The organism is Paraburkholderia phymatum STM815 (genome assembly GCF_000020045.1).
Lineage (GTDB): Bacteria > Pseudomonadota > Gammaproteobacteria > Burkholderiales > Burkholderiaceae > Paraburkholderia > Paraburkholderia phymatum.
In genome coordinates this window covers 2,364,247-2,375,614 of sequence record NC_010623.1, presented here as the reverse complement: position 1 = coordinate 2,375,614, position 11,368 = coordinate 2,364,247, and the positions used below count along the sequence as shown (strand labels likewise).

Sequence of the window (11,368 nt, the reverse complement as noted above, 5' to 3'; positions counted from 1 at the left end):
TCATGTACACACTGGGAATCAATGCCGTCTATCACGACAGCGCCGCCGTTCTGATCCGCGACGGCGTCGTGCTCGCCGCCGCCGAAGACGAACGCTTCACGCATGTGAAGCACGCGAAGCGGCCCGTGCCGTTCTCGACCTGGCAACTGCCGTTCGATGCCATCGACTACTGTCTCGCCGCTGCCGGAATCGAACTGAAGGACGTCGATCACGTCGCGTACTCGTACGACCCGGCGCTGTTCGCGGGCATGCCGAAAACGCCGGGCGCAACGATCGAACTGCCGTTCGATCCGGCGCAGCACACGCCCGCGAATCCGTCGGAATCGCCGTGGGATCCCCTCTTTCTCAGCTACATCGCGAATGCGAAAGCGCAGCTGCTCGACGGCGCGCCGCATCATCTGTCCAGGCGGTTCAAGGGCGTGGACCGAAACGACTGCTTCCAATGGCACTTCGTGGACCATCATCTCGCGCACGAAGCGAGCGCCTTTCTCGCCAGCCCCTTCGACGATACCGCCGTGCTCACGATGGACGGACGCGGCGAAGGCGTGACGACGAGCATGGGACAGTTCACGGGCGGCACGTATAAACGGCTGCGTCAGGTCGAACTGCCGCACTCGCTCGGGCTGCTCTATGAGGCCGTCACCGCGTGGCTCGGCTTTCTGCACTCGTCGGACGAGTACAAGGTCATGGCGCTCGCATCGTACGGCAAGCCGGTGTATGCCGACCAGTTCCGGGAAATCGTCAAGGTCAAGGAGGACGGCACGTATACCGTCGATGCACCGCGTCTCGTCGAACGCTTCGGCGCGCCGCGCGAGCGCGGCGGCCCGCTCGAACAGCGTCACTTCGATATCGCGCGCTCGCTGCAAGGCGTGCTCGAAGAGACCGTGCTGCACCTCGCGCACTGGCTGCATCGGCAGACGGGATTGACGCGCCTTTGCATGGCGGGGGGCGTCGCACTGAACTGCGTGATGAACTCGAAGATTCGCGATCTGGGACCATTCGACGAAGTGTGGGTCCAGCCCGCGGCCGGCGACGCAGGCACGGCCCTCGGTGCCGCGCTGTGGACCGATTACCGCGAACGCGGCACGCATACGCGCCACTGGACGATGGACCACGCCTATCTCGGCCCCGCGTTCGGCGACGATGAAATCGAGCGCTTCCTGAAGTGGTCGAAGATCCCCTATCGCCGCGCTCGGGACATCGTCAACGAAACGGCCGACATGCTCGCCGACAACAAGGTGATCGGCTGGTATCAAGGGCGCACGGAGTTTGGACCGCGCGCGCTCGGCGCACGCTCGATCCTCGCCTCGCCGATCGACCCCGGCATGCAGGCAAAGCTCAATGAGATCAAGGATCGCGAAGACTTCCGTCCGGTTGCGCCCGTCGTCATGGAAGAGCATGCGGCCGACTGGTTCGTCGGCGGCCAACGCGCGCCCTTCATGCTGTTCGTATTCGATGTCCGCGAGGAACAGGCCGCGCGCATTCCCGCCGTGCGGCACGTCGACGGCACTGCGCGCGTGCAGACGGTGAACCGTGCGCAGCACGCGCTGTACTACGATCTGCTCGAAGCGTTCCGCCAGCGCACGGGCGTGCCTGTGCTCGTCAACACATCGTTCAATACGCGGGGCGAGCCGATGGTCAATTCGCCGCGCGATGCCGTCGAGTCGTTCTGGACCTCGCCGCTCGATGCGCTCGTGATCGGGCCGTTCATCGTCGAAAAAGCGGGGTCTGCCGTATCGGCGGCGACGTCGACGGAGAACGCGCAATGAACGCCCGCACGTTCGGCGCCACGCAAACCAGCGGCGCCCGTGACGAGGCGGCGACGGGCGACGGCATGCTGTTCGACATCGCCGTCGTCGTGCCGACCTACCGACGGCCCGCGATGCTCGAAACCTGCCTGAACGCGCTGGCCGCACAGGACTTCGATGCGACGCGCTATGAGATCGTCGTGTGCGACGACGGTCCCGACGATGCGACGCGCGCAGCCGTCGAGCAGTTGGCGCTGCGCGTCGCCGGGCGCGGCCCGGCCGTGCGCTATGTGCCCGTCAGCGATACGCAAGGCCCCGCCGCCGCGCGCAATGCGGGCTGGCGCGCGGCGCGCTCGCCGCTGATCGCGTTCACCGACGACGATACCGTCGCCGATCCGCACTGGCTCACGGCCGGCGCAGCCGCGCTCGCGACGGGCGCCGACGCCGCATCGGGCAGGATCGTGATGCCCTTGCCCGACGATCCCACCGACTATGAACTCGATGCGAGCGGCCTCGCACGCGCGGAGTTCGCCACCGCAAATGCCTTTGTGCGCCGCGCACGGCTGGCGACAATGGGCGGCTTCGACGAGCGCTTCACGTCCGCATGGCGCGAGGATTCCGATTTGCAATTCGCCGTGCTGCAGGCGGGCGGCCGCATCGTGCACGCACCCGATGCCGTCGTCGTGCACCCCGTGCGCCCCGCTCGCTGGGGCGTGAGTCTGTCGCAGCAGAAGAAGAGCCAGTTCGAGGCGTTGCTGTATCGCAAGCATCCCGCGTTGTACCGGCAGCGGATCGACGCGAGGCCGCCGCTGCGCTACTACGCAATCGTCGCGAGCCTGTTGTGCGGCGTCGCTGCCGCGCTTGCGGGAAACGTGGCGCTCTCGGCTGCGGCGCTGCTTCTGTGGTGCGGTTTGACGTCGGCATTTTGCGTCGCACGGCTGCGTCATACGCGCCGCGACCTCGGGCATGTCGCCGAAATGGCGTGGACGTCGACGCTCATCCCGTTCCTGTCGATCTATTGGCGCCTGCGCGGCGCGCTTCGCTACAAGGTGTTCTTCCTGTGAATTCCTTCATCGAACGACTCGATCCGCAGCGCATCGTCATCTTCCGCGCGCTTCAACTCGGCGACATGCTGTGCAGCGTGCCCGCGCTGCGCGCACTGCGACGCGCGGCGCCGCACGCTCACATCGCGCTGGTCGGCTTGCCGTGGGCGCAGACTTTCGTTGACCGTTATGCCGGCTTGCTCGACGAGCTGATCCTGTTTCCCGGCGCCATCGGGTTTCCGGAACAGCGCGAAGACGATAGCGCGCTGCCTGCTTTCATCGACGCGATGCGCGAGCGGCACTTCGACCTTGCGATCCAGCTGCACGGCAGCGGCGGCATCGCGAACGACATCGTGTGCGGTTTCGGCGCGTGCGCAAACGCGGGCTTCGTGCAACATGACGAGGTCCAGCGCGCAGGCTGTTTCATCGAATGGCCAGATACGCTCGCCGAGCCGCACCGCTATCTCGCGCTGACCAACGCGATGGGCGCGCCGTGCGAAAGCGACACGCTTTCGTTCGACCTGAACGCTCGGGACGAGGCGGAGTATGCGGCGCTCGTGGCCGAGCATGGAATCGAGGCGCACCGGCTAGTGCTGATGCACCCGGGCGCGCAGTTGCCGTCGCGCCGCTGGCCCGTCGCGCGCTTCGCAGAAGTCGCCGATGCGCTCGCTTCGTATGGCTGGCAGATCGCCGTCACAGGCATGGCCGCCGAAGCGGAACTGACAGCCGCCGTACTGGGCACGATGGCCGCGCCCGCGCTGCATCTGGCAGGTTCGACTTCGTTGGGCTCGCTCGCAGCGCTGGTTGAACGAGCAAGACTCGTCGTATGCAACGACACGGGCATCTCGCATATTGCTGCCGCGATGCGCACGCCGAGCGTCGTGATCGCGTCGGGCAGCGACACGCTTCGCTGGGCCCCGCTGGACCGCGAGAGGCATCGCGTGCTGGCCGACTATCCGCCTTGCCGTCCGTGTGCGTTTCGCGAGTGTCCGTACGGGCACGAATGCGCGCTCAACGTCAGCGTGCCGCAAGTGGTCGGCGCCGCGCGTGCCATGCTTGCGCGCGATCTCCGCGCGCGGCCCGCCCCGCCATGTCTGCTGCACGAGCGCAATACAAACGTCGTACCCATTCGAGAGGAGGTGCGCCATGTTGCGTAGCTGTCGCCGGCTGCGCGTGCTGACCTGGCATGTGCACGGCAACTATCTTTACTACCTGACCCAGGCGCCGCACGATTTCTATCTGGTCACGAAGCCTGGCAACCCGCCGGGCTATGCGGGCGCGAACGGCTCGCTGCCGTGGGGCGATAACGTGCACGAAGTCGACATCGATCAGGTGGCGTCGGGTGAATTCGACGTCGTGCTGTATCAGCATCGTCAGCATTGGGAACACGATCGCGAGCATGTGTTGTCCGGAGCGCAGCGGCGCTTGCCGCGCGTCTACATCGAACACGATCCGCCAATGGAGAATCCGTATCAGCAGTGGCATTGGGTCGACGATCCCGACACCCTGCTCGTGCATGTCACGCATTTCAACCAGCTGATGTGGGATTGCGGCGCAACGCCCACGCGGGTAATCGAACATGGCGTGGTGGTGCCCGAAGGCGTGCGCTACGGCGGCGAACGCGAGTGCGGGATCGTCGTCGTCAATCATCTGGCGCAGCGCGGCCGACGCCTGGGTGCCGATGTGTTCGCGCAGATGCGCTCCCGTGTGCCGCTCGATCTCGTCGGCATGGACGCGCAAAGCTGCGACGGCATCGGCGAGATCGGCAATATGGAACTGGCCGCGTTTATCGCGCGCTATCGCTTCTTCTTCAATCCAATCCGCTGGACGAGCCTCGGTCTCGCGATCGTCGAAGCGATGACGATCGGCATGCCGATCGTCGGGCTGGCGACGACGGAACTGTCGACGGTCATCCGCAACGGCGAGAACGGCTTCATTCACACGGATACCGATGCGCTCGCCGACGCGATGCACATGTTGCTGCGCGACCCGTCGCTTGCGCGCGTGCTGGGCGAGAACGCGCGGCGCACCGCACAAGAGCGCTTTCATATCGACCGTTTCGTGCAGGACTGGCACGACACGCTGACGCAGGTCACCGCCTGAGTTTCCCCAAAGGAGCACGACCATGAAAGAAGTATCGCGCAAACGCATTCTCGTGACGGGCGGTGCGGGGTTTCTCGGTTCGCATCTGTGCGAGCGTCTCGTTGCGCTGGGCCACGACGTGCTGTGCGTCGACAACTTCTATACGGGCACGAAAGACAACATCGCGCATCTGCTCGACTGCGCGAACTTCGAAATGATGCGGCACGACGTGACATTTCCGCTCTATGTGGAAGTGGACGAGATCTACAATCTCGCATGTCCCGCGTCACCCATTCATTACCAGCACGACCCGGTGCAGACGACGAAGACGAGCGTGCATGGCGCAATCAACATGCTCGGCCTCGCGAAGCGTGTGGGTGCGAAGATCTTCCAGGCGTCGACCAGCGAGGTCTATGGCGATGCACGCGTGCATCCGCAAAAGGAAGACTACTGGGGCCACGTGAATCCCATCGGGCCGCGCTCCTGCTATGACGAAGGCAAGCGCTGCGCCGAAACGCTCTTCATGGACTATCGAAGGCAGCATGGGCTCGAAATACGCATCGCGCGAATCTTCAACACTTACGGGCCGCGCATGCATCCCGCCGACGGCCGGGTCGTATCCAACTTCGTAATGCAGGCGTTGAGCGGCGAACCCTTGACGGTGTATGGCGACGGCTCCCAGACGCGTTCGTTCTGCTTCGTCGACGACATGATCGATGCGTTCATCCGGCTCATGAATCTCGATGCGTATCCCGATGGTCCCGTCAATCTCGGCAATCCGCATGAGGTGTCGATGCTGGATATCGCACAACGCATCGTCGAGATCACGGGTTCGTCTTCGGCAATCGAATTTCGCCCGTTGCCCATCGACGACCCGTGGCATCGTCAGCCCGATATCGCGCGCGCACGACAACTGCTCGCGTGGCAGCCGCAGACGTCGCTCGGCGACGGTCTCGCCGAAACGGTCCGATATTTTTCGGCGCTGCTGCAATCCGCTTCGGCATCGAAAGGCGCGGCACGCTTCGCCGCTTCCGTTCCCGCGCCCGTTCCCGTTCAGTCCAACGTGTGAACCACGATCTTCCCATGCACATGGCCGCGCTCGACGCGCGCCAGTGCAGCGGGCAATTCACCGAACGCATATTGACCCGACACGACCACACGCATCGCACCGTCGTCGATCAGTTCGCCGATCCGCGCGAGCGTCTTGCCATCGGGATGCGCGGTGTAACGCAGCGCCGTTGCGCCGTGCCCGGCCGCCTTGACCTGTGACGGTTCGTTGAGCGTCGATACGAGCCGGCCGCCCTTGCGCAGCACGTTCCATGAGCGTTCCTGTGTCTCGCCGCCGACCATGTCGTAGACCAGATCCACGTCGCACACCGCATCTTCGAACTTCTGCGCCCCGTAGTCGATCACATTGTCGACACCGAGGGAGCGCACGAATTCGACACCGTCGCCCGACGCGGTGACCCACACTTTCGCGCCCTTCAGCTTCGCGAACTGGACGGCGAAATGCCCGACGCCGCCCGAGCCCGCATGAATCAGCACGCGCTCTTCGGCTTCGAGCAAGCCGTGTTCGAACAGTCCCTGCCATGCAGTCAGCGCAGCGAGCGGGACGGCGCAGGCCTGGCGGAAATCGAGCGTACTGGGCTTTCTCGCGAGCGCCGTCTGGTCGACGATCACGTATTCGGCATGCGCGCCAGGCCCCTGTCCAATGAACGCGTAGACCTCCTGCCCCGGTTTCCATCCGGCGACGCCGTCGCCCGTGCGTGCAACCACACCGGCGAAGTCGCGCCCCAGCGTGTAGGGCAAGGCGTCCTCGCGAATCAGCGGATAGTGTCCTTCGCGCGTCTTGATGTCGACGGGATTGACGCTCGATGCCAGCACCTTGACGAGTACTTCGCCGCGGCCGGGAGTCGGCACGGCGACCGCGTCGGCTTCCAGCGCTTCAGGACCGCCGAAGCGGTGGACGCGAAAGGCCCGCATCGTGGCAGGCGTCTGCGGCAGACTGTGCGTGCTCATGCTGCCGCCTTCAGGACCACCTTGGTCCAGCCTTCCTTGCGCGCGTCGAAATGCTCGTAGCCTTGCGGGGCCTTTTCCTGCGGCGACTCGCGCGAAACGATCTGCGACGGCTCCGCCTTGCCGGACGCGATCAGCTCGCGCAGCTTGCGGCGATACGCCTTCATGTTACGCGGCCCCTTATAAATGACTGCTTTCATTGAATACTCCCGTGAGACGGCGACGAAACGATGGATCGGTGCCGCGCAGACACGGGTGCGGACACGGGTGCGGACACGGATGCGGATGCAGATGCGGACGCGCGTGCGGATGCGATTAACGCGTTGATTGGAGCATCCGATGTTCCTACGCACGCGATGGTTACGTCGGTCACTTGGCACGCGGCGGTTCGAGCGTATCGTCGGGCCGGCGCAGTGTGCCCTCGCGTATCGCCGTCACGGCATTGACGACCGCGCGTGCGACATTGTCCGTTTCCGCCTGCATGCACCTGTCTTCATCGAGCGCGGCGTGACTGGTTGCATATGGCGCGTAATAGTTGATGTAGCGGTCGAGCCGCGCCTGCGCGCCCGCTTCGATGAAACCCATCCAGTCGAGCCAGTCGGCGAGCGCAGCACGCGACCCTTCGATGCCGGCGACGTCGCCATGCACGACAAGGCCGTACGCGCGGCCCTTCAGATGCTTCGGATACGGCCAGCCTTCGAGTTCCAGCTGCTTTGCGCGCTGCGGATCCTTGCCGTGCGTCGATGTCGGATCGGGATTGCCGCCGTCCGCACAGACCAGCCGGTCGATCATCAGCTTCAGTGCGGCAGGCGACTGATACCAGTAGACGGGCGTCACGATCACCACACCATGACAGGCCGCGAAACGCTCGTAGATGTCGTTCATCCCGTCGTTGACCTGGCCGAGAGCGTGATTCGGATAGCAGCTGCACGGCCAGTGACAGAGCGGCATCGCCGTCGACACGCACGCCTTGCACGGATGAATCTGCAGGTCGCGGTCAGACGATAGCAGCGAGAGGTCGAGAAAATCGGCTTCGAAATGCGCATCCGTGACGATCGCTTCGATGCGCTTCGCGAGGCGGAAGCTCTTCGACATTTCGCCGGGGCACGTATTGTCGTTGCGCGTCGACGCGTTGATGACAAGCACGCGCGAACGCGTCGACGGATCCTGCTGGCGCGCTTGCGCTGCCTTCACGCGCCGCGCCGCCTCGCGCCACTCGACGGACAGGTCGTAGTCGGGATCCGCATAGTCCGAACCCGCCTTTTCGGTAATGGGCGCCTTGCGGCCTTCTTCGTACGCTTGCCATGCAATCGCTTCCAGTCGTTCGATGGATGCATCTTCGGTGCGGAAAGCGGGATCGTAAAAGCGCGCGTTGAAGCGCTCGCGAAAGGCTTCGCGCGACATCTTCTGCGTGACCTGTCCTTTGCGCACCTCTGGCAGCGTGCCTGTGTGCGCCGCCGGTTTCGAATTCGCCACGCGCCCTCTCCTCAACACCTCGCCGATATCCGCTACAGGCAAGCGCCGTTCCCGTGCCTGCCAACGAACCCCGAATGCGCCGACCGGACGATCACATCCTCGCCCCTGCCATGATCGCGTGCATCGAGGCTGCCAAGCATCCGTTCGGCCCGCGCGCTGCACGGCGCCTGCCCGTCGGTCTTGATGACAGTACGGGCGCGGCATATGCTCAGCACATGCACGTCGAGCGATCGCGGTTCCTGTGCGGGTGCCCATCGCACATCCGATCGAGCGTGCCGGGCATGACCGCACACCTGCCGCATCGCTGCAGATAGCGCCTTGACGGCCCATACTTCTCGCCGGAGAAGGAGCGCACATGCACGATCCTGCTCATTTCCTTCCATCGTTTGTCTGGCGCGCGGATCGGGCCGGCGCGGTGCGCTACGTCAACCCGTGGGCGTCGCGCTACCTTGGGCTGCCTGCACCGCATATCGTTGGCCGCAACTGGCATGAATTCGTTCATCCCGACGACATCAACCCCGTGCTCGACGCGTTACGTCAGATGCACGACGGCAACCTGCTGCGCAATGTCGACGTGCGCCTTTTGCGCGGCGACGGAGTTTTTCACTGGCACACGCTGCATCTGCAGGCACAACGCGATGAAAGCGGCCGCATTGGCGATACGGTGGGCGTGGCGACGGATATCCATCATTGCCGGCACGCGTGGGCGATGTACGAAGCGAGCGAACGCCGGTTGAAGGCCGCGTGCCAGGGCGCCGGCATGGGCGCATGGGAATGGGACATGAAGAGTCGCCATGTGCGGATGACCGAGCAGCTCGCCGAACTCTATTCTTTTCCATCCGGCACCGATGCCGTCACGCTAACCGATCTGTGGAACCGCGTCGCGCCCGAGCAGCGTGAGCCGTTCCAACAGGAGGTTGCACAGGCGCTCGAGCGTGGCGGCCCGTTCGAGCTCGATTTTCAGCTTGACGGCACCGCTGCGCCGCCGCGTTGGCTGCGCATGCGTGGCCATCCGGAATTCGACCAGCAAGGCGTGCTTTCCTGCGTGCATGGCGTCACATTCGATATCTCGAGGCAGCGCGCGGCTGAAGAACGGCTCATTCTGAGCGAGCGCCGCTATCGAGCGCTGGTGGAGTCGACGGGCGCTCTCGTCTGGTCGGCGCATGCGGATGGGGAAATCCGTCCTGCCGATGAGCCGTGGGGCAAATTCACGGGCGCCGACCCGCAGCGACTGGAGAACTGGGGATGGCTCGACTTCGTTCACCCCGACGATCGCGAGATGGCGCGCGAGGCCTGGCTGACCGTCTTGCGCGACGGCACGGCGGGCACGATAACGTTTCGTATGCGCCGCTACGACGGCCATTACCGGATGGTTCAGGCGCACGCCGCTCCTCTGTACGACGCTCACGGCACACTGCAGGAGTGGTTCGGCACGACAACCGATGTCACCGCCCAACATGAAGCTCAGGCGGCGATCGAAGCCCGCAGCCTGCGTCTGACCGTCGCGATGCAGGCGGCAGAAATCCATATCGTCGCTGTCGATCTCACGTCGTGGACGCTGTCGTTCGAAATGGGCGGCGAGCCTCGCGTGGGCGAAACGCTGACGTACGAGGCCGCGCTTTCGCGCATCCATCCTGACGATCGTCCCGTGCTCGACGGTTACGTGCGCCAACTCGCGACTGGCGGCGATCCCGGTGCGCATTTCGAGTTTCGCGTGCTGAACCCGCGCGGGGAACAATGGATGGAAGGCAGCGCACTGCTTCAGCGCGGCGCCGACGGCAAACCATTGCGGCTCATCGCGAGCGTCGTCGATATCACCGAACGCAAGCGCATGGAGTTGATGCTGCGCGAAACGGACCGGCGCAAGGACGAATTTCTCGCGATGCTGGCGCACGAACTGCGCAATCCGCTCGCGCCGATACGTACAGCCATTGCGCTGTTCGAGAAGCATGACGGCAAGGATCAACGTTCCGCCGACCTCATCGAACTGATGCGCCGACAGACCGAACACATGACGCGCATCGTCGACGACCTGCTCGAAGTGTCGCGCATCACGCAAGGCAGGATCGCGCTTCAGCTCGAGCCGATTCTTGTCGGCACGGCCGTCTATCACGCAGTCGAGGCGATGGCTGCATCCGTCGAAGCGCGGCGACAGCACATTCAGGTGGACGTCTCCGACGCGACGGCGTGGGTTCGGGGCGACGTGACGCGGATCTCGCAGATCCTCGTGAACATCCTCAACAACGCGAGCAAATACACACCCGAAGACGGGAGCATTTCGATCAGCGCGCGAGCTGACGAGATGTGGGTCGAGATCGTAACCACCGACACGGGCAGCGGAATATCGGCCGAACTGTTGCCGAAGGTGTTCGAGCTCTTTTCACAGGGGGAACGCACGCTCGACCGTTCGAATGGCGGTCTCGGCATCGGCCTTTCGCTCGTGAAGAAACTGGTCGAACTGCATGACGGCACGATCGCCGTGGAGAGCGAAGGCGAAGGCCGCGGCACGACAGTCACGGTGTCGCTGCCGCGCCTGCATCATCACGAACGACATTCGGCACTTGCGTTGTCGGAACCCGCCGCGATCGACAAGCCGGTTTCGCTAAGGCTCCTGATCGTCGACGACAATCGCGACGCCGCAGACTCGCTCGCGATGTTGTGTGAATCGGAGGGCCATTTTGCACGCACGGCCTACTCTTCGGCGGAGGCTATTGAAGCCGCTGCGCAGCTGCGCCCCGATGCAGCTCTGCTCGACATCGGCTTGCCCGACATCGATGGCTACGAACTGGCGCGCCGGCTGCGCGCGAAGGACGAAACGTCGCCCCGCCTGATTGCAATCACCGGGTACGGACAAGCCGAAGACCGGCTCAGGGCCCAGGCCGCCGGCTTCGACTATCACTTCGTCAAGCCGGTCAATATCAAGAGCCTGCTCAAACTGCTGTCCTCGCTGACGGGCGGCCGATGAGAAGTCACGCGCCCGCGAAAGCGCGCCGGAATGGCCCG

Annotated in this window: 9 protein-coding genes; 6 read left to right on the top strand and 3 right to left on the bottom strand. The window is 64.4% G+C overall.

The annotated features are described in order from the left end of the window. Window positions 1-2 precede the first annotated feature (2 nt). The 5 genes from BPHY_RS26285 (at window position 3) to BPHY_RS26265 (ending at window position 5,942) form a co-directional block, all read left to right on the top strand. The gene (locus tag BPHY_RS26285) at window positions 3-1,769 is read left to right on the top strand and encodes a carbamoyltransferase family protein (RefSeq protein WP_052306185.1); all 1,767 of its coding nucleotides are present in this window, start codon (window positions 3-5) and stop codon (window positions 1,767-1,769) included. Window positions 1,770-1,834: 65 nt separating this feature from the next. Then, on the top strand, window positions 1,835-2,812 hold the full coding sequence (locus BPHY_RS26280) for a glycosyltransferase family 2 protein (protein WP_041765421.1): 978 nt from the start codon (window positions 1,835-1,837) through the stop codon (window positions 2,810-2,812). After that, the gene (locus BPHY_RS26275) at window positions 2,809-3,948 is read left to right on the top strand and encodes a glycosyltransferase family 9 protein (protein WP_012404491.1); all 1,140 of its coding nucleotides are present in this window, start codon (window positions 2,809-2,811) and stop codon (window positions 3,946-3,948) included. The genes BPHY_RS26280 and BPHY_RS26275 overlap by 4 nt, the downstream gene beginning before the upstream one ends. Further along, window positions 3,938-4,894 (top strand): glycosyltransferase family 4 protein, encoded by a 957-nt coding sequence (locus tag BPHY_RS26270; protein ID WP_012404490.1) that lies wholly within the window; start codon window positions 3,938-3,940, stop codon window positions 4,892-4,894. The genes BPHY_RS26275 and BPHY_RS26270 overlap by 11 nt, the downstream gene beginning before the upstream one ends. Window positions 4,895-4,916: 22 nt before the next feature. Then, a complete protein-coding gene (locus BPHY_RS26265; protein WP_012404489.1) occupies window positions 4,917-5,942 on the top strand; it encodes a UDP-glucuronic acid decarboxylase family protein in 1,026 nt (341 codons plus the stop codon). Here the strand turns inward: BPHY_RS26265 and BPHY_RS26260 are convergent. The 3 genes from BPHY_RS26260 to BPHY_RS26250 all read right to left on the bottom strand — a co-directional run bounded on the left by BPHY_RS26260 (window position 5,927) and on the right by BPHY_RS26250 (window position 8,293). Further along, a complete protein-coding gene (locus BPHY_RS26260) occupies window positions 5,927-6,892 on the bottom strand; it encodes an NADP-dependent oxidoreductase (RefSeq protein ID WP_012404488.1) in 966 nt (321 codons plus the stop codon). The genes BPHY_RS26265 and BPHY_RS26260 overlap by 16 nt on opposite strands. After that, window positions 6,889-7,089 carry a hypothetical protein gene (locus BPHY_RS26255; protein ID WP_041764800.1) on the bottom strand — a complete coding sequence of 67 codons (201 nt, stop codon included), beginning with the start codon at window positions 7,087-7,089 and terminating at the stop codon, window positions 6,889-6,891. The genes BPHY_RS26260 and BPHY_RS26255 overlap by 4 nt, the downstream gene beginning before the upstream one ends. A 169-nt stretch (window positions 7,090-7,258) precedes the next feature. Next, on the bottom strand, window positions 7,259-8,293 hold the full coding sequence (locus tag BPHY_RS26250) for a flavodoxin family protein (RefSeq protein WP_041765419.1): 1,035 nt from the start codon (window positions 8,291-8,293) through the stop codon (window positions 7,259-7,261). Window positions 8,294-8,720: 427 nt separating this feature from the next. Between BPHY_RS26250 and BPHY_RS26240 the strand changes: the two genes are divergently transcribed. Further along, entirely contained in the window at window positions 8,721-11,330 is a 2,610-nt protein-coding gene (locus BPHY_RS26240; protein WP_012404486.1) for a hybrid sensor histidine kinase/response regulator, read from the top strand. Window positions 11,331-11,368 lie beyond the last annotated feature (38 nt).

What these genes read in the sequence shown, in the direction of transcription:
- BPHY_RS26270 (WP_012404490.1), top strand. Translation starts at nt 3,938, where the DNA reads ATGTTGCGTAGCTGTCGCCGGCTGCGCGTGCTGACCTGGCATGTGCAC.
- BPHY_RS26280 (WP_041765421.1), top strand. Translation starts at nt 1,835, where the DNA reads ATGCTGTTCGACATCGCCGTCGTCGTGCCGACCTACCGACGGCCCGCG.
- BPHY_RS26265 (WP_012404489.1), top strand. Translation starts at nt 4,917, where the DNA reads ATGAAAGAAGTATCGCGCAAACGCATTCTCGTGACGGGCGGTGCGGGG.
- BPHY_RS26255 (WP_041764800.1), bottom strand. Translation starts at nt 7,089, where the DNA reads ATGAAAGCAGTCATTTATAAGGGGCCGCGTAACATGAAGGCGTATCGC.
- BPHY_RS26250 (WP_041765419.1), bottom strand. Translation starts at nt 8,293, where the DNA reads ATGTCGCGCGAAGCCTTTCGCGAGCGCTTCAACGCGCGCTTTTACGAT.
- BPHY_RS26260 (WP_012404488.1), bottom strand. Translation starts at nt 6,892, where the DNA reads ATGAGCACGCACAGTCTGCCGCAGACGCCTGCCACGATGCGGGCCTTT.
- BPHY_RS26240 (WP_012404486.1), top strand. Translation starts at nt 8,721, where the DNA reads ATGCACGATCCTGCTCATTTCCTTCCATCGTTTGTCTGGCGCGCGGAT.
- BPHY_RS26285 (WP_052306185.1), top strand. Translation starts at nt 3, where the DNA reads ATGTACACACTGGGAATCAATGCCGTCTATCACGACAGCGCCGCCGTT.